Below are 20,683 nucleotides of genomic sequence, written 5' to 3'. Positions count from 1 at the left end.
ATGTATGACGGCACCGCCGCCGTGCGGCCGTTTATCTGGATGGATTGTTCCCGGTGACAACACAGGCCTTTCTTCAGGTGATCGCAAGCGGCCTCTTGATGGGGTTGATCTATGCGCTGATCGCGGTCGGCCTGTCGCTGATCTTCGGTCTGATGGACGTGGTGAACTTCGCCCATGGCGAGTTCCTGATGCTCGCGATGTACGCGACCTTCGGGTTGGTGTTCATGACCGCGCTCGATCCCGTCGTGCTGGCGCCGCTCGTTGTGGCGCTGATGTTCGTGCTCGGCGTTTCGGTCTATGCGGGCATCATCCGTTACGCGATGCGCGCCAAGGCCAATCCCGGCATGGTGCAGATCTTCGCGACCTTCGGCCTTGCGCTCTTGATCCAGGGCCTCGCGCAGTATTTCTTCACGCCGGATTATCGCAACATCGCCAACACATGGCTCGGCGGCAAGACGCTCAACCTGGGCGGGGTGTTCCTGCCGTGGCCGCAGATTTTCGGCGGCGCGGTCTCGTTGGCGGTGTTCGCGGGTCTCTACTGGCTGATCACGCGCACGGACTTCGGCAAGGCGCTTGAAGCGACACGCGAAGACCAGGGCGCGGTGGCCCTGGTCGGCATCGACCGCAACCGCGTGTTCGCGCTCGGCTGGGGACTTGGCGCGGCGCTGGTCGGCATCGCGGGCGCAGTGCTCGCGATCTTCTATTACATCCATCCGCAGGTCGGCGGCACCTTCGCGCTGATAGCCTATGTCACCGTGGCGCTCGGCGGCTTCGGCAGCATCTTCGGCGCGCTGGTCGCCGGCGTGATCGTCGGACTGGTGGAGGCGCTGACCACGCTGATCCTGCCGGCGTCGCTGAAATCCGTCGGGGTGTATTCACTCTATCTGCTGGTGCTGTTCGTCAGGCCGAGCGGCCTGTTCGGGAGGTTGTGATGGCGGAGAGCGCAGCGGTCTCATCGATGACGTCGTTCGTTTCCGGCCGCAGGAGGCAGCTTGTCATTGCGTTCGTGGTCTTCGCGGCGATCGCGCTGGTGCCGCGGATGGTGTCCGACGTCTACCTGATGAACGTGCTGATCCTGACGCTGCTGTTCGCGGCGCTGTCGCAGAGCTGGAATCTGCTCGGCGGCTATTGCGGGCAGGTGTCGCTGGGGCACGCGCTGTATTTCGGGCTTGGCGCTTACGCCACCAGCATTCTTTATGTGAAGTTCGGCATCACCCCGTGGGGCGGTCTGCTCGCGGGCGGCATCATCGCAGCCGCCATCGCGCTGGCGCTTGGCTATCCGTGTTTCCGGCTCAAGGGACATTACTTTTCGATTGCGACCATTGTCATCGCAGAAATCGGCTTGTTGCTGTTTCACAACTGGGATTACGCCGGGGCGGCGCTCGGCATTCAGTGGCCGTTCACGCCGGACTCATGGTGGACCTTGCAGTTCGCCCGCGATAAGGCGCCTTACTTTTACTTCGCGCTCGGTCTGTTCGCCGTCACTTGGCTCGTCACGTTCTCCATCGTCGAATCGAAGTGGGGCTATTGGTGGCGCGCGGTGAAGGACAATTCCGAAGCCGCCGAAAGCCTCGGCGTCACGATCTTCCATTCCAAGATGGCGGCGGCGGCGATCTCCGCCTTCTTCACCGCGGTCGGCGGCGGCTTCTACGCGGCCTTCGTGTCCTACATCGACCCTGACAGCGTGATGCACTTCCGCTTTTCGCTGCTGATGGCGCTGCCTGCCGTATTGGGCGGTGTCGGCTCGCTGTGGGGACCGGCGATCGGCGCGCTGATCCTGATTCCGCTGGCCGAATTGACGCGCTCGTATCTGGGCGGCGCCGGGTCGGGTCTTGATCTCGTCATCTATGGCGGTCTCATCATGATCGTCTCATTGACGCGCCCCGAAGGCATTCTCAGCATCATCAAGCCGCCGACAGCGCGCGGGACCACGACATGACCGACAAGCCGATCATCAGTTGCCGCAGCGTGACCCGTCGTTTCGACGGACTGGTGGCGAACGATTCCATCGATCTCGATGTCAAGCGCGGCGAAATTCTCGGGCTGATAGGTCCGAACGGCGCAGGCAAATCGACGCTGTTCAATCTGATCGCGGGCGCGTTTCCGGTGTCGTTCGGCGTCATCGAATTCGACGGCCAGGACATTACGCCGCTGCCGGCCGCGAAGCGCTGTCAGCTCGGCATCGCGCGGACCTATCAGGTGCCGCGTTCGTTCGATTCCATGTCGGTGGTCGAGAATGTCACCGTCGGCGCGTTCGTGCGCTATCCCGGCGTGTTGCAGGCCCGCGCCAAGGCGCTCGATGTTCTCGAATATGTCGGGCTTGCGTCTCATGCCGATTCGTCGGCCGCGGATCTCACGCCGCCGCAGAAGCGCCGCCTCGAAGTGGCGCGAGCGCTGGCGACCGAGCCGAAGCTGCTGCTGCTCGATGAGGTGCTGACGGGCCTTACGCCGAGCGAAGCGGCGGCGGGCGTCGATCTGATCCGCAAGGTGAGGGAGACCGGCGTCACCGTGGTGATGGTCGAGCACGTCATGGAAGTGGTGATGCCGCTGGTCGACCGCGCCGTGGTGCTGCATCTTGGCAAGGTGCTGGCGGAGGGACTGCCGAAGGAGGTCGTGCGGGACGACAAGGTGATCACCGCCTATCTGGGGGATCGTCACCGTGCTGCTTGATGTCGCCAACCTCACCACGGCCTATCGCGGATTGATCGCGATTTCCGATATTTCGATTCAGGTCGATTCCGGCGAGATCGTTACTGTCGCCGGCGCTAACGGCGCGGGAAAATCGACGCTGCTGAAATCCATCTCCGGCATGGAGAAGGCAAAATCCGGATCGGTCAGCTTCGGCGGCGAACGAATCGACACCATTCCGGCGCATCTGATCACCGGGCGCGGACTGGCCTTCGTGCCGGAAAACAAGCGCCTGTTTCCTCGTCTCAGCGTCGCCGACAATCTGCGGCTCGGCAGTTATCTGCACCGCGGCACGCCGGATCGCGACGCTCCGCTGGAATTCGTGTTCAAGCTGTTTCCGCGTCTGGAAGAGCGTCTCAACCAGCGCGCGGCGACGTTGTCCGGCGGCGAACAGCAGATGCTGGCGATTGCACGCGCGCTGATGACCCGGCCGCGCCTCCTGATGCTGGATGAGCCGTCGCAGGGCATCATGCCCAAGCTTGTGGATGAAATTTTTGCAGCCATTCAGCAGATCCGCGACAACGGCGTGACGATCCTGCTGGTCGAGCAACGGCTGTCGGAAAGTCTGGAGATTTCCGACCGCGCCTATGTGCTGCAAACCGGCAAGGTGGTGATGAGCGGCCCAGCCTCTGACATCAAGGCCAATCCCGAAGTGCGGCGGATCTATCTCGGAATGTAATGCACCGGCAGTCGGAAAAATTTCTAAGCGGCGGTCTCCGGCGCAGCGTCCGTTTTATTAACACAATGACATGCGATCAATGTGCGAACGAGGATAGATGCTGTGACAGTGTATAGCGGTCCGGTCTTTGACATGGCGGCGAAGCAGTTCGGCGTGATCGCCGATCATCTGTCGATCCCGCACGACGAGCGCGCGCGGCTTTTGATGCCGAAGCGGTCAGTGACAGTGTCCTGTCCGATCCACCGTGACGACGGCACCATTGCGGTATTTGAAGGCTATCGGGTTCAGCATCATCTCACAATGGGACCGACCAAGGGCGGCACGCGCTTTGCAACGAGTGTCGATCTCGGCGAGGTGGCGGCGCTGGCGATCTGGATGAGCTGGAAATGCGCGCTGGTCGGGTTGCCTTATGGCGGCGCCAAGGGCGGCATCAACGTTGATCCGTCGGCGTTGTCGCGCACCGAGCTCGAGGGTCTGTCGCGGCGCTACATGCAGGAGATGATTCCGTTCGTCGGTCCGCACACGGATGTGATGGCGCCGGATATGGGCACCAACGAGCAGGTAATGGCATGGTTCATGGACACGTATTCCATGTACCAGGGCAAGACGGTGACTGAAATCGTCACCGGGAAACCTGTCGCGACCGGCGGTACGCTCGGCCGGCGCGAGGCGACGGGACGAGGCGTTGCCTATCTCGCGCGGCGCGTCCTCAGCCTGAAGTCGATCAATTTCGGCGAGGCGACCGCGGTGATCCAGGGCTTCGGCAATGTCGGTTCATACACCGCACTTGAACTGGCGCAGTTCGGAGTCAAGACAATCGCCGTCAGCGATCACACCGGTGCTATTCACGACAAGAAGGGACTCGATGTAGCAGCACTGGCGGCGCATGTCGGGAAGCACGGCAGCATCGCCGGGTTTTCCAGTGAGCTGCAATGCGATCCCAAGGCGATGCTGACTTTACCGTGCGACGTGCTGGTGCCGGCTGCGACCGAACGGGTGATCGATGCGGAGGTGGCTGCGCAACTCCGTTGCCGCGTGCTGGCGGAAGGGGCGAACGGGCCGACCACGCCGGACGCCGATCTCGTGCTTGAGCAGCGGGAGGATGAGATTTTCGTGATCCCCGACATTTTGTGCAATTCTGGCGGCGTGGTGGTCAGCTACTTCGAATGGGTGCAGGACTTGCAGCAGTTGTTCTGGGAAGAGGAAGAAGTCACGCAGCGCGAATACCGGATTCTCGATCGCGCGTTCGACCAGATGGTGGCGCGCGCCAGGCAGGACAAGGTGCCGCACCGGACGGCGGCGATGGCGATCGGCGTCGAGAAGGTCCGCGCGGCCAAGACGGTGCGCGGGCTGTTTCCTTGAGCTACCGGCGCGCCGGGCCGATCTTCTAGGCCGGTTGTTTTTGTGTGTGCGATGTGACCAGCGCCGCGAGCACATCATCGGGCCGTTCGGCCGTCAACATGTGTCCCGCGCCGGGCAGCACCACTTGCCTTGAACCAGCAATCGCAGCGGCGAGTTGCTTGCCCGATTTCAGCGGTGTCATCATGTCACGCTCGCCGAGGATGAGCGTCGTCGGCGCGGTCACCTTCGCGGCAGCGGTCAGCGCATCCTTGTAGTCGTTGCAGGCCGCAAGATCGTTGAACAGCACGCCCGGCGCGTCGCGCTCCAGCACGCGCTGTCCACCGCCCATCATCCACAGGCCCGGCGCCTGCGAGCCGCCGAGGCCCGCGGCGAAACCGAAGCCCCAGATCGACACCATGTCGATGGCGTCATGATTGTTGTCCTTCGCCGCATTGAGCAGATCGGGAGACACCGGCATCGCGCCGCCGACGCCGATCAGTGACAATGCGGAGACCTTGTCCGGATGCCGCGCGGCGGCATCGAGCGCAATCAGCGAGCCCATCGAATGTCCGACAAGCCCCGCTTTCTTTGCGCCGGCTGCTTCGATAAGGCGGACAGTCCAGTCCGCCATGCCGGGGATCGATGAAATCAGATTGCCCTTCGATTTTCCATGTCCCGGCAGGTCCACCGCGAGCACGCTGTAGCCATGATGGGAGAACCATCGGCTGAACAGCGCCCACATCGAGTGATCGAAACCTGCTCCGTGCAGAAACACCACCAGCGGCAATTTCGGATCGAGCGGCTTGCCGCCTGTCGTCGCAAAGGTCTCAACGCCGTCCACAGTCAGGATCATGTCTCAAGCCTTCTGAGAAAAGCGGAGCGCCTGGCCGAGGTCGCCGATGATGTCGTCGGCGGCTTCGATGCCGATAGACAACCGGATCAGTTCCTCGCCGATGCCTGCGATCTTCAATTGTTCGGCGTTCATCTGCTGATGCGTGGTCGAGGCAGGATGGATGACCAGCGTCTTGGCGTCACCGACATTGGCGACATGGCTCACGAGCTTGAGTGCTTCGATGAACTTGCGCCCGGCGTCGCGTCCACCCTTGATGCCAAAAGTGATGATGGAGCCCGCGCCGCGCGGCAGCAGCTTTTTTGCCAGTTCGTGATCGGGGTGATTGTCGAGCGAAGGATGCAGCACCCACTCGACGGCCTTGTTCGCGGCGAGGAAGGCCAGAACGGCGGATGCATTCTCGACGTGGCGCTGCATGCGCACATGCAGGGTCTCGACGCCCTGCAAAATCTGGAATGCGTTGGTCGGCGAGATGCACGCGCCGAAATCGCGCAGGCCCTCAGCGCGGGCGCGCATGATGAATGCCTGCGGCCCGAACTCTTCGGCGAAGACGATGCCGTGATAGCCGGCATAGGGCGTGGTCAGCGTCGGAAACTTGCCGGACTTCTCCCAGTCGAAATGTCCGCCATCGACAATGACGCCGCCAATAGCAATGCCGTGGCCGCCGATCCATTTGGTGATCGAGTTCATGACGATGTCGGCACCCATCTCGATCGGACGTGCGAGATAGGGCGTCGCAAACGTATTGTCGATCAGCAGCGGAATGCCGGCGTCATGCGCGATCTTCGCAACGACTGGAATATCCAGCACTTCGAGGCCGGGATTGCCGATGGTTTCGCCGATCACGAGCTTGGTGTTCGGTTTGATCGCGGCGCGGATGCCATCGAGGTCGCGCGGCTTGACGAAGGTGGTGGTGATCCCGAACCGCGGCAGCGTGTGGGTCAGGATGTTGATGCTGCCGCCGTAAAGCGAGGCCGAGGCGACGATATGATCCCCGGCGTCACACAGCGTCGCGATCGCCAGATGCAGCGCGGCCATGCCGCTCGCGGTGCAGACCGCGCCGACGCCGTTTTCCAGCGCCGCCAGACGTTCTTCCAGCACCGCCGTCGTCGGATTTGATATGCGCGTGTAGATGTGACCGGCGCGCTCCAGATTGAACAGCGCCGCGGCGTGATCGGCATCCTGAAACACGTAGGACGTCGTCTGGTGAATCGGAACCGCGCGCGAGCCTGTCACGGGGTCTGGATGCTGGCCCGCATGAAGGCTGAGCGTGTCGAACGCAGGAGGTTTTGGCGCGGCCATTTATCGTCCCTGGTTGTCGGGTGAGGTATCTTTCACGCGAAACTGCCGATTGCAAGTTTACTTCCCAAGGCGAGGATCGATCGGGGTAATAGCCCCAAGCCCGAGAATGGTTTCCAGCAATTTGCCGCCCGCAAGCGCCCGGCCTTCGCCACGCGGTGGGGCTACGATCTGCAGCCCGACAGGCAGGCCTTCGCGGGTGAAGCCGCAGGGAATGGACAACCCCGGACAGCAGGCGACGGTGATGGCGGAAACGATGGCGAGCCAGCCGACATAATTGTCGAACTTCACGCCGTTGCATTCGGCGAGATAGCGCTGCTCGACCGGGAAGGGCGCCACGATGGTGGTCGGGCACAACAGCAGATCGTAGGTCTCGAAGAAGGCGAGAGCGCGGTTCATCAGCGTGACGCGCTGGGCTTCGGCGCGCTCGATGTCGGCCAGCGTCAGTTTGAGGCCCTGTTCGATGTTCCAGATTACTTCCGGCTTGAGCTGATCGCGATGTTGTTTCAGCAGCTTGCCCTTGGTGAGCACATAATCATACGCCCGCAGCACATGGGCGCATTCGACCGACTCGCGAAAATCCGGATGGGCTTCTTCGACGATGACGCCGGCCTCGGCAAATCGCTGCGCGGCCTTGCGGGTGATCTCGGCGACTTCCGGATCGACCGGAGAGATTCCAAGGTCGGCGGAATAGGCGATGCGCTTCGGTTTTGCGCCGGAACGGGCGGCCGTGAGAAACGATGTCGGCAGACGAGGCAGCGACAGCGCATCGCCCGGATGCTCGCCGGACATCGCATCCAGCATCAGCGCGAGGTCTTCGACGTTGCGCGCCATCGGGCCGTCGGCGCTGAGCGTGCGGTCGACCTTCGCGGCCTGCGAATGCGCGACCCTGCCGATGCTGGGGCGCATTCCAACCACGCCGCAGAAGCTCGCGGGATTGCGCAGCGACCCTCCGACATCCGTGCCATGAGCGAGCCATGCCGTGCCGCTCGCCAGCGCGGCCGCAGCGCCGCCGGATGAACCGGATGCGGAGCGCGACAGATTCCACGGATTGAGCGTCGCGCCGAACACCTCGTTGAAAGTTTGAGCGCCCGCGCCGAACTCCGGCGTGTTGGATTTGGCGTAGATCACCGCGCCGTTGGTCTCGAGATTTTCGACCACGATATTCGATTTGGTCGCAATCGCGTCCTTGAAGATCGGCGAGCCTTGCGTGGTCAGCACACCGGAGACATCGGTCAGATCCTTGATCGGCACCGGCATACCGGCGAGCAGGCCGCGCTCGTTTACGGGCTTTTTCATCAGCCGGTCGGCATGGGCCCGGGCGCGGTCGAAGCAGAGAGTCGGCAGCGCGTTGACCTGGCCGTCGACCTCCTTGATTCGCGATTCCAGTGCATCGAGCAGGTCATGCGGGGTAATGTCTCCGCGTCGCAGCCGCTCGACGTTCTCGCAGGCCGTTGCCCGCACAAGCTCCACACTGGATGTCACGAAATCGCCTCCCGTTTATTGGTTTTCGTTGGCGGCCAATATAGCGGGAGGCGAGGTAATGGCGAGGCGAAATTACAACTTTCCGCCTCGCTGGGTCAGGGGTCAGCGTTCGCCGCCGGCTTCACCATCAAGCACGCTTCCGAACAGCTCCCAGCGCTCGCCCTTGAACCGCATGAGCTGCAACTGCTCGATGGGCGAGAAATCCGTCGCGCTGGTGTTGATCTTGATGCCGGGCAAAAGCCCGCCTTGTTGCAGGTCCTTGATGCTGGCGGCCTGCTTCATGACGTTCTCGCGGGTCAGGTTGTCGCCGCACTGTTTCAGCACCTGGACCATGGTCTGCGCCATGTTGTAGCCGGTGACGGCCGAACTATCCGCGACGTTGGCTTCGGGAACGTATTTGGCCAAGAAAGCCTTGTAGTCCTTCATGCCGGGATCGTCGTTCCACTGCGGATCGGAAGTGTCCTTGGCGTAGGCCGCCGAAATAACGCCCTGTGCGTTATCAAATCCCGCGGGCTTCATGACGGTGGCCGTCGATGCACTGACGTTGCTGATGATCAGCGTCGGCTTCCAGCCGAGTTCGCCGACCTTCTTGACAGTCTGGGCGCCGAACTTCGGTGTGGTGAAGATGACGAGGACGTCGGGGTTCAGGGATTTGATCTTGACGATATGCGAGTCGATGGTCGGCTCGGAAAGCTCGTAGCTCTCCTCGATCACGATCATGGATTTCTTGGCGCCAAGACCGTCCTGAATGCCCTTGAGGTAGTCCTTGCCGAAATCGTCATTCTGGTAGAGCACGGCGATTTTCGCATCGGGTTTCTCCTTCAGGAGATACTTCGCATAGATGCGGCCTTCGCTCTGGTAGCTCGGCAGCCAGCCCATTGTCCACGGGAAGCCCTTCGGGTCATTCCACTTCGTGGCGCCGGTCGCGAGAAACAGGTGCGGCACTTTCTTGGCGTTCATGTATTTCTGGATCGCCGAATTGGACGGTGTGCCGAGCGCGCCGAACACCAGCAACACCTCATCGCTCTCGACCAGCTTGCGTGTCTGCTCGACGGATTTCGGCGGGCTGTAGGCGTCGTCATAGGAAATGAAATTGACCTTGCGGCCATTAATGCCGCCTTCATCGTTGATTTTCCTGAAGTAGCCTTCCATCGCCTTGCCGACGACGCCATACGCCGAAGCGGGTCCGCTGTAGGGAATGATGTTGCCGATCTTGATTTCGGTGTCGGTTGCGCCGGTGTCGTACTTCTTCTGGGCGACAGCGCTGCCGGTCGCGGCCATCAGAAATCCTGCTGCAACAGCCATGCATAGCGAACTATTCAGACGCATTTCGTTCTCCCTGCTTGTTTTTTGATTGAGTGGATTCGGTGAGGGTTATCCCCGTTTCGCCTTGTCCTTTTCGTTTTGCGCCATGATGGCATCGCGCGCCGCGGTCCAGTCGGCGTCCTTCCAGTCGCGCAACTGGTAGAAATTGCCGCCGGACGCGAGCGCCTGCGCGCCGTCCATCGCGATGGTCTCGCCGTTAATCCAGTCGCAGCCACCGGAAATCAGGAATGTCGCGAGATTTTCCAGTTCGCTCATCTGCCCGACGCGGCCCATCGGATTCATGGCGATGGTGCGCGCGCCGGCTTCGTCGCCGGGCTTGATCCGCTTGCTCATGCCCTCGGTCGGAATTTCTCCCGGCGCGATGGCGTTGAGGCGGATGCCGTAACGGCCCCATTCGGTCGCAAGCGACATGGTCATGGCGTGGATCGCGGACTTGCTCATCGCGGACGGCACCACATAGGGGCTGCCGTTGCGCACCCAAGTCACCACGATGGACACGACGTTGCCGCGATCGCCGCCGGCGATCCAGCGCTTGCCGACCGCATGAGTGACATAGAACGTGCCGTGCATCACGATATTGGCGACGGCGTCGAAACCGCGCGGCGTCAAATCCTGCGTGCGCGAAATGAAATTTCCGGCGGCGTTGTTGATGAGATCGGTGAGGGGGCCGTCCTTGAATGCGCTCTCGATCATCGCGTCGACGGCGGCTGCATCGCGGATGTCCACGCCATGCGCCGTGACCTTGCCGCCATGGGTCTTCATGAGTTCGGCGGCGGTCTCTTCGCAGACGCCCTTGCGGCGGCCGCAGATGTGAATCTCCGCGCGGAGGCTGAGAAACTTCGCGGCCATTGCCTTGCCGAGGCCGGTGCCGCCGCCGGTCACCAGAATCTTGCGGCCCGCAAGAAGACGATCTGTGAACATGGTGCAATCCTCCTCTGAATGACTTTTGTCGATTAGTTAGTTGATTAATTAAAACAGCATGATCTAATCGTGTAAAGAGCAAGAAACGAAACAACCGGGAGAACGCCATGTCCGCCGCCAACGATCGCATTACGGTTTCGATGTCGGAGGGCGTGGCCGACGTCCGTCTGGTCCGCGTGGACAAGATGAACGCGCTGGATGCGCCCATGTTCAATGCACTGGTGGACACGGCAGCGCGGCTCAAGGACGAGAAGGGCCTGCGCGCGGTCGTCCTGTCCGGTGAGGGGCGCGCGTTCTGCGCCGGCCTCGACATGGGGCGCTTTGCCGCGATGGGTGAAGGCACCAGCGACCTGCGCGATCTTGCGAAGCGCACGCACGGCCTCGCCAATCACTCGCAGCAGGCGGTCTGGGGCTGGCGGCAATTGCCGGTGCCGGTGATTGCAGCCGTACACGGCGTGGCGTTCGGCGGCGGCTTCCAGTTGGCGCTCGGCGCGGACATGCGCTTCCTTGCGCCCGACACGCGTATGTCGGTGACGGAAATCAAATGGGGTCTGGTGCCGGATATGGCGGGCACGCCAATCCTCGCACGTCTCGTGCGCGACGACATTCTGCGCGACCTTGCATTCACCGGACGGATTTTCTCGGCGCAGGAGGCGATGAGCTATGGCCTCGCGACGCGGGTATGTGATGACCCGCGCGCCGAGGCTTTGGCTGCCGCACGCGAGATCGCGGGCAAGAACCCGGACGCGATCCGCGGCATCAAGCGGATGCTCAACAATCTCGGCGGCGATCCCGGCCCGGCGCTGCTCGCGGAATCGGTCGAGCAGATGAAGGTGATGGGAAAACCGAACCAGACTGAGGCGGTGCGCGCGAACATCGAAAAACGCGCCCCCCGATTTGTAGACGGTTCGAACTGAGCGGCGGTTGTCATGACAGTCTCCGCAACGGCGCTCGCAACCGGCATCATCAGTGGCGATCGCCGCAAAAGCCGGGATGAAATCAACGAACGATCGCGGCTGATCGCGGGAGGTCTCGCGGCGCTCGGCGTCAGGCAGGGCGACAGCGTAGGCATCCTGATGCGCAACGATATCGCGTTCCTCGAGGCCGCCTACGCGGTAATGACGCTCGGGGCTTACGCCGTGCCGATCAATTGGCATTTCAAGGCCGATGAGATCGCTTATGTCATGAGCGATTCCGGCGCGCGTGTACTGATCGGCCACGCCGACCTGCTGCACGGGCTTCACGGAGTCGTTTCTGAAGCCATTACACTGCTCAGCGTGCCGCCGCCGCCGGAAATCGTCACGACCTATCGGATCGGCCCTGCGCTGTGCGCGGCCCCGCGCGGAGCGCTCGATTTCGATGCCTGGCTTGCGAAGCAAACGCCCTATGACGGCCCGACACTGCCGCAGCCGCAGAACATGATCTACACGTCGGGCACCACGGGACATCCCAAGGGCGTCAAGCGATTTGCCCCGACGCCGGAGCAAGCGGCATCCGTCGAAGCCATGCGTGCGTTGATCTACGGATTGAAGCCCGGCGTTCGCGCGCTGCTGCCGGGTCCACTGTATCACTCCGCGCCGAATGCGTTCGGCCTGCGTGCCGGGCGGCTCGGCGATGTGACGATCCTGATGCCGCGTTTCGAGGCCGAGGAATTTCTGCGGATCATCGACGAGCAGAAGATCGACAACGTCTTCATGGTTCCGACCATGTTCACGCGGCTGCTGAAACTGCCCGAACAGGTTCGCAGGTCCTACGACGTCTCCTCACTGCGCCACGTGATCCATGCCGCCGCGCCATGTCCGGCGGAGGTGAAGCGTGCCATGATCGAATGGTTCGGTCCGGTGATCTATGAATTCTACGGCAGCACCGAATCCGGCGCGGTGACGTTCGCGACTTCCGAGGATGCCTTGAAGAAACCCGGTACGGTGGGAAAGATTTCTCCCACCGCTGAACTGCGGTTCCTTGGCGATGACGGCCGCATTCTGCCGCAGGGCGAGATCGGCGAGATTTATTCGCGCCTCCCTGCCTACCCCGATTTCACCTATCACAACCGGCCCGAGAAGCGCGCCGAGATCGACCGCGATGGCTTCATCACCAGTGGCGATGTCGGTTACATCGACGCCGATGGCTATGTCTTCATCTGCGACCGCAAGCGCGACATGGTGATCTCGGGTGGCGTCAATATCTATCCGGCGGAGATCGAAGCCGTTCTGCACGGTATTTCCGGAATTCATGACTGCGCGGTGTTTGGCATTCCCGACGAAGAGTTCGGCGAGGCGTTGATGGCGGTGGTCGAGCCGCAGCCGGGCGCGGCGCTTGATGTGACGGCGATCCGCGAACAACTCAAAGGCATGCTGGCCAGCTACAAGGTGCCCAAACACATCGAAATTCAGGCCAGCCTGCCGCGCGAGGATTCCGGCAAGATCTTCAAGCGGCGGCTGCGCGATCCGTATTGGGAGCGGGCGGGACGCAAGATTTAGGCCCGTCCACGCTTGCGTCCGCGTGCAAAAATTGCGACTTGAGAATGCCGGTCATTTCTCGCGCAAGCGGATATCCCATGTCGCCAGAGGCGTCTTCAACCAGAAACCCTGACAACAGACTTCGGGAGGGCGATGCCCCGTCGTCCGACGCCGATGCGCAGCTCCGGGCGGACATCCGGCAGCTCGGACGCATCCTCGGCGATACCGTGCGCGATCAGGAAGGGGCGGACGTTTTCGACTTGGTCGAGCGCATCCGGCAAACCTCGATCCGATTCCATCGCGACGACGACAAGCCGGCGCGCCGCGAACTCGAAGCCATTCTGGACGGCATGTCGATCGCGGAGACCGTCCGCATCGTTCGCGCGTTCAGTTACTTCTCGCACCTGGCAAATATCGCCGAAGACCATAACAACATCCGCCAGCGCCGCGCGCAGGACATGGCAGGCACGTCGCCGCGCGCTGGAACGCTGGAATCTGCGCTCAACCGCGCACATGACGCGGGTATCGATGCGGACGCGTTGCGCGCGTTCTTCGCCAAGGCGCAGGTCTCGCCGGTGCTGACCGCGCACCCGACCGAGGTACGCCGCAAGAGCACGATCGACCGCGAAATGGAAATCGCGTCCGTGCTCGATATCCGCGAGCGCACGCAGATGACCGCCGATGAAATTGCCGCTAGCGACGAGCAATTGCGCCGCGCGGTGGTGACGCTCTGGCAGACCAATCTGCTGCGCCGGACAAAACTCACGGTGCTTGACGAGGTCGCCAACGGCCTCTCGTTCTACGATTATACGTTCCTGCGTGAAGTGCCCCGGCTGCATTGCGCGCTGGAGGACCGGCTCGCGGAGCAGGGCGGCAAGGCCGCTGAGGCGCAGGACGCGCCGGAACTTGCGACCTTCTTGAAGATGGGAAGCTGGATTGGCGGCGACCGCGACGGCAATCCATTCGTTACCGCAGAGGTAATGCGCGGCGCGCTTCGGATGCACTCGACACGCATCCTGCGCTTCTATCTTGCCGAACTGCATGAACTCGGCGCGGAACTGTCGCTTGCGGCCCATCTCGCCGATGTTTCGCCCGAATTGCGTGCGCTGGCGCAGCAGTCGCCGGATCCGTCGCCGCACCGGAGCGGCGAGCCGTATCGGCTGGCGGTCTCCGGCATTTACGCGCGGCTTGCCGCCACGGCGCTGAAGCTGAACATCGAGACCAGTCGCCCGCCGGTCGGGAATGCGGCCCCGTATGCGGGGCCGGATGAACTGGCGCGCGATCTCGATGTGTTGCACGCATCGCTCGTCGCCAACAACTCGCTGGTGATCGCACGGGGACGGCTGCGGCATCTGCGCCGTGCGGTGGACTGCTTCGGGTTTCATCTCGCGGCCCTCGACATGCGGCAGAATTCCGCCGTCCATGAGCGGACCATCTCGGAATTGTTCGAGGCGGCGGCGCCCGGCACGAACTACAAGAATTTGCCGGAAGACAAGCGCATAGCGCTGTTGTCGCGTGAATTGAACACCGCGCGGCCGCTGGCGTCGCCGTTCGTCGCCTACGGGGAAGAAACGATCAAGGAACTTGGCGTGCTGCGGGCCGCGGCCGAAGCGCATGGCATCCTTGGCGAAGCGGTGATTCCCCAGTGCATCATCTCGATGACGGAGGGCGTGTCGGATCTGCTTGAAATCGCGGTGCTGCTGAAGGAGGCGGGGCTTGTTGCGCCGGACGGCACGAGCCGCCTCAATATCGTGCCGCTGTTCGAGACCATCGACGATCTTCGCCAGTGCGCGCAAATCATGGACAGCCTGTTCTCGCTGCCGGAATATCGCCGCCTTGTCGATAGCCGCGGCGGTCTTCAGGAGGTCATGCTCGGCTATTCGGACAGCAACAAGGACGGTGGTTTCGTCACTTCGGGGTGGGAATTATACAAGGCCGAAATCAGCCTCGTTGAAGTGTTCGCGCGTCATGGCATTCGCTTGCGTTTGTTTCACGGGCGCGGCGGCTCGGTCGGCCGCGGCGGCGGGCCAAGCTACGACGCCATTCTGGCGCAGCCCGGCGGCGCGGTGGACGGGCAAATCCGCATCACCGAGCAGGGCGAAATCATTTCCAGCAAATACTCCAACGCGGATGTCGGCCGTCATAATCTGGAAATTCTTGCAGCGGCAACGCTGGAGGCGAGCCTGTTGCAGCCGAAGCATTCTGCGCCGCGCGATGAATACATCGCGGCGATGGAGGAGCTATCCAATCTCGCCTACGCGGCCTATCGCAACCTTGTCTACGAGACGGACGGTTTCGAGGACTATTTCTGGGCTTCCACCGTGATCTCGGAAATCTCGACGCTGAATATCGGCAGCCGTCCCGCCTCGCGTACCAAGACGCGGAAGATCGAGGACCTGCGCGCGATTCCCTGGGTGTTCAGCTGGGCGCAGTGCCGGCTGATGCTGCCCGGCTGGTATGGTTTCGGCAGCGCCGTCGATACCTGGGTCAAACAGCATCCGGACAAGGGTATCGCATTCCTGCAGGAGCTGTATCGCGAGTGGCCCTTCTTCCAGACGCTGCTGTCCAACATGGACATGGTTCTGTCCAAGAGCAGCATCGCCATCGCCTCGCGTTACGCGGATCTGGTGCCGGATGAAAAACTGCGCGTCGCGATCTTCGGCCGCATTCGCGCGGAATGGCATAACTCCATCGAGATGCTGCTGACCATCATGGGTCATGACCGGCTGCTCGAAGGCAATCCGTTACTGGAACGCTCGATCCGTAACAGGTTTCCGTATCTCGACCCACTCAACCACGTTCAGGTCGAACTGCTTCAAGCGCACCGCGCACAAAGCCCCGACGAGCAGGTGCTGCGCGGCATCCAGCTCACGATCAACGGTATCTCGGCAGGACTGCGCAACAGCGGCTGACAATCAAACAACGGGAGGAAACGATGACCGACACCGACACGATCCTCGTCGAGCGCGAGGGGCCCGTCACCGTCGTTTCCATCAATCGTCCGGAGCGTAAGAACGCGGTCGATGGCGCTACCGCGCGCCGCCTGTTCGACGCTTTCCGCGCCTTCGACGCCGATCCGGAGTCATCCGTCGCGGTGTTCACGGGGACCGGCGGGGCGTTCTGCGCGGGCGCAGACCTGAAGGCTGTCGCATTGGGCGACCGTGAGAAAAAGCGCGAGCTTGGCGGCCACGACACCATCGCGCCGATGGGACCGAGCCGCTTGCGCCTGAGCAAGCCCGTGATCGCGGCAGTCGAGGGCCATGCAGTTGCTGGCGGCATGGAGCTTGCGCTGTGGGCCGACATGCGCGTGGTCGGTGAGGGCGCGACCTTCGGCGTCTACTGCCGCCGCTTCGGCGTGCCGCTGATCGATCTCGGCACCATTCGGTTGCCGCGCTTGATCGGACATTCACGAGCGATGGATCTGATCCTCACGGGTCGTGCTGTCGATGCGAAGGAAGCCTTTGATATCGGTCTCGCCAACAGGCTCGTGCCGAAAGGCGAGGCGCGAGCGCACGCCATTGCATTGGCGGAAGAGCTGGCGCGCTTCCCGCAAGGCTGCCTGCGCAACGACAAGCGCTCGGCGCTGCGTCAATGGGATCTCGAAGAAGAGGACGCGATCAACGACGAGATGCAGGGCGGCCTTGGTGTCATCGCCTCCGGCGAAACGCTTGAAGGAGCCAAGCGCTTCGCCAGCGGAACCGGCCGGCATGGGGCGTTCAAGTAGCAGCGAGGTGTTTCTTTCACCTCTCCAGAGGGCGCGCAGCTTCCACGTTTCGGTAGTTGCGCCTCAGATCGCATCCCACGAGAAAATATCCGCCGAGCGGTCGAGCTTGTAGAATGACGACTTCAGCGCCGGCATCCCGTGTTCGGCGATGGTCTGCGGCGTCCAGCCTTCCGCGCGGTGGATCGAGCGCAACGGACGTGACTGGCCCATCAGGAAGATCTCGTTCATGCGGACGGCGAAGATCTGTCCGGTCACGTCCTTGGCGGCGTCGCTCAGCAGGAACACCGAGAGCGGCGAAATTTTCTCCGGTCCCATCTGCTGCATACGGGCGACGCGCGCCTTCTCTTCCTCGGTCTCGGTCGGGATGGTGCCGATCAGGCGGCTCCACGCGAACGGCGACACGCAATTCGAGCGCACGTTGAAGCGCTCCATGTCGAGCGCGATGGACTTGGAGAGCCCGACGATGCCGAGCTTGGCAGCTGCGTAGTTCGCCTGGCCGAAATTTCCGATCAGGCCCGAGGTCGATGTGAAGTGGACGAACGCGCCGCTTTCCTGTTCGCGGAAAATACGGGCGGCGGCGTGCGAGGTGTAGAACGAGCCCATCAGGTGAACCTTGATGACCGACTCGAAAGCCTCGACGCTCATGCGATGGAAGATCGCGTCGCGCAGGATACCGGCGTTGTTCACGACGCCGTCGAGGCGGCCATAAGTATCGATCGCCTGCTTGATGATCTTGCTGGCGGGGATCGCCTCCGCCACCGTCTCGAAATTCGCGACGGCCGTGCCGCCGCGCTTCTTGATTTCCTCGACGACCTCCTCGGCGGGCGCTGCGTTGGTTCCCGAGCCGTCGGCGGCGACGCCGGGATCGTTGACCACGACTTTGGCGCCTTCGGCGGCGGCCAGCAGCGCAATCTCGCGGCCGATGCCGCGGCCTGCGCCGGTGACGATGACGACCTTGCCGTCCAGCGATTTTTTGTTCGACATGATTTAGCTCCTGTTTCTCGCTGTCAGCGCTCGTTGGTGAAAATGATCGTGCCACTCGCGGCGAACATGCCGCCGACACCATGGCACACCGAGATCTTCGCGCCCGGCACCTGCGCCGGCGCGATGCCGCGCATCTGCCGCACGCTCTCTTGCAGTGCGTACATTCCGTACATGCCGGAATGCATGTAGCTGAGGCCGCCGCCATTGGTGTTCATCGGCAGCTTGCCGCCGATGGCGGTATTGCGGTCGGCGATGAATTTGCCGGTCTCCTCATGCGGCATGAAACCGAGATCACCCAAGCCAAATAGCGGCAGGTGCGCGAAGGCATCGTAGATCATCAGATGGTCGACGTCGTTGTGCGCGATGCCGGCCTCGCGGAACGCCGTCGGGCCCGCGACCTTGAAGGCGCGCGACGAGTTGAAGGTTTCCATCTGGCTGACCATCGGCGTCTCGACACTTTCGCCGGTGCCGAGGATGTAGACCGGCTTCTGCGGGAAATCCTTGGCGCGGTCGGCGCTGGTCAGGATCAGCGCGCCGCCGCCGTCGGTAACGAGGCAGCACTGCAGGATGCGGAAAGGGTACGCGATCATCCGCGAGTTGAGCACGTCCTCGACCGTGATCGGGTCCTTCATCATGGCGCGCGGATTCTTCGCGGCCCACTCGCGCTGCACAACCGACACCATGGCGATCTGTTCGTGGGTGATGCCATAGGTCTTCATGTAGCGCAGCACGGGAATCGGAAACATGCTGGGCGGTCCGTAGACCCCGAAGGGCGCCTCGAACTGGCCTTGCAGGCTGTCTGCGGGAATCGAACGCGGCAGCTTGCCGATCATCGACTTGCCGCTTTCGGCGTGGGTGATGAGCACGGTCTTGCACAGCCCCGCCTCGATGGCGGCGGCGGCGTGACGCACATGAAGCATGAACGAGCAGCCGCCGACCGACGTGCCGTCCACCCAGGTCGGCGTGATGCCGAGATAGTGCGCCAGTTGCTGCGGGGTTTCGACTGCGGTGGCGATGCCGTCGATATCCGACAGCTTCAGTCCCGCGTCCGCCAGTGCGTTCAGTGCGGCATCCGCATGCAACTGGATTTGCGACACATCGGGAATGACGCCGAGCTTGGTGGTTTCTGCCGCGCCGACGACGGCAACCTGGTTTCTGCGCATGGTGTTTATCCCTTCGCCGGGCGGAACTGGGGAAGGGTGATCTTGTCGCTGACTTTCTCGAAGGCGACCTCGAGCTTCATGTCGAGCACGAGCGCTTCGGGCGTCTGCGGACAGTCGAGGATATTGCTCATCATCCGCGGGCCTTCGTCGAGTTCGACCACGGCGATGGCGTAGGGCGGCGTGAAGCCGGGCGCGGCGGGCCGGTGGTTGATAACGTAGCTGTAGAGCTTGCCCTTGCCGCTGGCCTTGAACACGCTGACCTTGCGCGATGCGCATGACGGGCAAAACGGCCGCGGCGGGAAATAGATGTTCGCGCAATCGTCGCAGCGTTGCAGGCGCAGTTCGCTCGCCTGCGTGCCTTCCCAGAAGTGCTGGGTTTCGGGCGTTGGCACCGGTAAGGCGCGCGAAGGTGCAACCATTGGCAGTCTCTCCCTGATCGGCTTCTTGTTAATTGATCGATTAACTATGCCGATATTCTGCACTCCGGGCAAGTAGAGCCCGCAGCGCGAGAGGGAGGTCTGTTATGCGTTCAGGAGTTTCAGGGCGGCGGTCTCGAACGCGGCCAGAGGATTCAGCATTTGCAGCATCTCGCGATGCCGCTCGCCGACCTGCATCGCCCGCTCTGCCATAACGTCGTCGGCGAGGAGGGCCTCGATCGTCTCGGGCTCGACCTTCGAGTTCGGATCGAAATCCTTGATCATCATCCCTACGCCCGCGTTCTCAAGTGCGGTTCCGTTCAACTGCTGTTCGATGTGGGTCACCAGCGCAAGCTGAGGGACCCCCGCCGCGAGGGCTTCCGCAGCAAGCCCGCTTCCGCCGAGATGAACAACGAGGCGCGTCGATGGCAGCGTCTCGCGTAGAGGCAGCGGACGGTGATGAATTTGAGCGCCCCCGCTGCTGAGCGCTGCCGATTGTTCGGCCGTCAAATCCGGCGCATGGATATCAAGCCAATGCGCGAACGGCTGGAGCGCGCCGACGATATCGGGGCGAAGTGCATAGCCTCGCGAGAGATAAACCAGAACGCGGTCAGCATCCTGTTGACGCGCGATGGGAGCGCTGCCGAACACCGGACCGTTCGCGCTCTCAAGCCGTTGCGCGTCATAGGGATCGAGCAGCGGGAAAGTTTCAACGAGCCGCGCATCCGCTTCGAAGACCTGGGGAAGCCTCTCCAACGGTGAACGCCCCATCGATCGCAAAGCGCGATTAACAGTCGATAGGGTCTTATCTTCATCGCATCGCGGAGCATATGAGCGGTGGATCAATGGAAACCGCTTCATCTCCGACGGTGGCAATGTGTATCCGTTTCCGACGATCATCAGCGGGATACGGCCACGCGACATCAGGCTGGAGGCGGGCGCGTAATCCGCCACGACAAGATCCGGCCGGACGGTCTGGAGGATCTCATCCCATTGCAGAAGCATGGGCCGCAGCGCGTCTTCATTTCTGAGGCCGAAGGCAGACAGCAGATCGTTCATTGTCGCTGACGAATGAGCCGCGCGTTCCTCTTGCGTCTGGAATTCGATGGGCCACGGCGGGGCCTGGAAAGTCTCCACGCCGGCATCGCGAAGAATCCGCGCCGATTCCAGATTTCTCGCGGCGGCGAGCAGGCAGACGTCATGACGTTTGAGGACCGCCGCAAAGCGGCTCAGGCTCGTGACATGGCCGATTCCGCCGCCCAACTCCCAGGTAAAAAGGACCGTCTTCATGACGGATGACGCTCCCGGGGGGTTTGCGTGAAGGATAGTGGTTTGGGAATATTGCCTA

General features: G+C 62.4%; 17 protein-coding genes and 1 pseudogene. 9 read left to right on the top strand and 9 right to left on the bottom strand.

Going from position 1 to position 20,683, the window contains the following annotated elements; translation table 11 throughout:
• Positions 1-53: 53 nt before the first annotated feature.
• The 5 genes from AC1RKJ_RS21175 to AC1RKJ_RS21155 all read left to right on the top strand — a co-directional run bounded on the left by AC1RKJ_RS21175 (position 54) and on the right by AC1RKJ_RS21155 (position 4,729).
• A complete protein-coding gene (locus AC1RKJ_RS21175; RefSeq protein WP_492793091.1) occupies positions 54-932 on the top strand; it encodes a branched-chain amino acid ABC transporter permease in 879 nt (292 codons plus the stop codon).
• Positions 932-1,939: a branched-chain amino acid ABC transporter permease gene (locus tag AC1RKJ_RS21170; protein ID WP_492793090.1), complete on the top strand. Its 1,008-nt coding sequence runs from the start codon at positions 932-934 to the stop codon at positions 1,937-1,939. Before AC1RKJ_RS21175 ends, AC1RKJ_RS21170 begins: the two co-directional genes overlap by 1 nt.
• On the top strand, positions 1,936-2,670 hold the full coding sequence (locus AC1RKJ_RS21165; protein WP_492793089.1) for an ABC transporter ATP-binding protein: 735 nt from the start codon (positions 1,936-1,938) through the stop codon (positions 2,668-2,670). Before AC1RKJ_RS21170 ends, AC1RKJ_RS21165 begins: the two co-directional genes overlap by 4 nt.
• Positions 2,660-3,367 (top strand): ABC transporter ATP-binding protein, encoded by a 708-nt coding sequence (locus tag AC1RKJ_RS21160; RefSeq protein WP_492793088.1) that lies wholly within the window; start codon positions 2,660-2,662, stop codon positions 3,365-3,367. Before AC1RKJ_RS21165 ends, AC1RKJ_RS21160 begins: the two co-directional genes overlap by 11 nt.
• Before the next feature lie 102 nt (positions 3,368-3,469).
• Positions 3,470-4,729 (top strand): Glu/Leu/Phe/Val family dehydrogenase, encoded by a 1,260-nt coding sequence (locus AC1RKJ_RS21155; protein WP_492793087.1) that lies wholly within the window; start codon positions 3,470-3,472, stop codon positions 4,727-4,729.
• A 25-nt stretch (positions 4,730-4,754) separates the two neighbouring features.
• Here the strand turns inward: AC1RKJ_RS21155 and AC1RKJ_RS21150 are convergent, their stop codons facing one another.
• The 5 genes from AC1RKJ_RS21150 to AC1RKJ_RS21130 all read right to left on the bottom strand — a co-directional run bounded on the left by AC1RKJ_RS21150 (position 4,755) and on the right by AC1RKJ_RS21130 (position 10,589).
• The gene (locus AC1RKJ_RS21150; RefSeq protein ID WP_492793086.1) at positions 4,755-5,561 is read right to left on the bottom strand and encodes an alpha/beta fold hydrolase; all 807 of its coding nucleotides are present in this window, start codon (positions 5,559-5,561) and stop codon (positions 4,755-4,757) included.
• A 3-nt stretch (positions 5,562-5,564) separates the two neighbouring features.
• Positions 5,565-6,860, bottom strand: a complete 1,296-nt coding sequence (locus AC1RKJ_RS21145; protein ID WP_492793085.1) for an O-acetylhomoserine aminocarboxypropyltransferase — start codon at positions 6,858-6,860, stop codon at positions 5,565-5,567.
• 57 nt (positions 6,861-6,917) lie between these two features.
• Positions 6,918-8,342: an amidase gene (locus AC1RKJ_RS21140; protein ID WP_492793084.1), complete on the bottom strand. Its 1,425-nt coding sequence runs from the start codon at positions 8,340-8,342 to the stop codon at positions 6,918-6,920.
• Between the two features lie 102 nt (positions 8,343-8,444).
• The gene (locus AC1RKJ_RS21135; RefSeq protein ID WP_492793083.1) at positions 8,445-9,671 is read right to left on the bottom strand and encodes an ABC transporter substrate-binding protein; all 1,227 of its coding nucleotides are present in this window, start codon (positions 9,669-9,671) and stop codon (positions 8,445-8,447) included.
• Positions 9,672-9,716: 45 nt separating this feature from the next.
• Positions 9,717-10,589, bottom strand: a complete 873-nt coding sequence (locus AC1RKJ_RS21130; protein ID WP_492793082.1) for an SDR family oxidoreductase — start codon at positions 10,587-10,589, stop codon at positions 9,717-9,719.
• A gap of 107 nt (positions 10,590-10,696) precedes the next feature.
• Here AC1RKJ_RS21130 and AC1RKJ_RS21125 point away from each other — a divergent pair, with 107 nt between their 5' ends.
• From AC1RKJ_RS21125 to AC1RKJ_RS21110, 4 genes and pseudogenes are all read left to right on the top strand, one after another.
• The gene (locus tag AC1RKJ_RS21125; protein ID WP_492793081.1) at positions 10,697-11,506 is read left to right on the top strand and encodes a crotonase/enoyl-CoA hydratase family protein; all 810 of its coding nucleotides are present in this window, start codon (positions 10,697-10,699) and stop codon (positions 11,504-11,506) included.
• Positions 11,507-11,518: 12 nt separating this feature from the next.
• Positions 11,519-13,069: an acyl-CoA synthetase gene (locus tag AC1RKJ_RS21120; RefSeq protein WP_492793079.1), complete on the top strand. Its 1,551-nt coding sequence runs from the start codon at positions 11,519-11,521 to the stop codon at positions 13,067-13,069.
• A gap of 152 nt (positions 13,070-13,221) precedes the next feature.
• Positions 13,222-15,960 (top strand): annotated as a pseudogene (gene ppc, locus AC1RKJ_RS21115) (phosphoenolpyruvate carboxylase); the annotation flags it as partial.
• A 23-nt stretch (positions 15,961-15,983) separates the two neighbouring features.
• Positions 15,984-16,772 (top strand): crotonase/enoyl-CoA hydratase family protein, encoded by a 789-nt coding sequence (locus tag AC1RKJ_RS21110; protein WP_492793078.1) that lies wholly within the window; start codon positions 15,984-15,986, stop codon positions 16,770-16,772.
• Positions 16,773-16,835: 63 nt separating this feature from the next.
• Here AC1RKJ_RS21110 and AC1RKJ_RS21105 read toward each other — a convergent pair whose 3' ends face one another.
• From AC1RKJ_RS21105 to AC1RKJ_RS21090, 4 genes are all read right to left on the bottom strand, one after another.
• Complete coding sequence (locus AC1RKJ_RS21105) at positions 16,836-17,756, bottom strand: SDR family NAD(P)-dependent oxidoreductase (protein ID WP_492793077.1); 921 nt, start codon at positions 17,754-17,756, stop codon at positions 16,836-16,838.
• A 23-nt stretch (positions 17,757-17,779) separates the two neighbouring features.
• Positions 17,780-18,919 (bottom strand): thiolase C-terminal domain-containing protein, encoded by a 1,140-nt coding sequence (locus AC1RKJ_RS21100; RefSeq protein WP_492793076.1) that lies wholly within the window; start codon positions 18,917-18,919, stop codon positions 17,780-17,782.
• 5 nt (positions 18,920-18,924) lie between these two features.
• Complete coding sequence (locus tag AC1RKJ_RS21095) at positions 18,925-19,338, bottom strand: Zn-ribbon domain-containing OB-fold protein (protein WP_492793075.1); 414 nt, start codon at positions 19,336-19,338, stop codon at positions 18,925-18,927.
• A gap of 102 nt (positions 19,339-19,440) precedes the next feature.
• Entirely contained in the window at positions 19,441-20,625 is a 1,185-nt protein-coding gene (locus tag AC1RKJ_RS21090; RefSeq protein ID WP_492793074.1) for a nucleotide disphospho-sugar-binding domain-containing protein, read from the bottom strand.
• Between the last annotated feature and the right edge of the window lie 58 nt (positions 20,626-20,683).

Source organism: Afipia sp. GW822-FHT04G07, from assembly GCF_058800765.1.
This window is presented reverse-complemented; position numbering and strand designations above follow the sequence as displayed.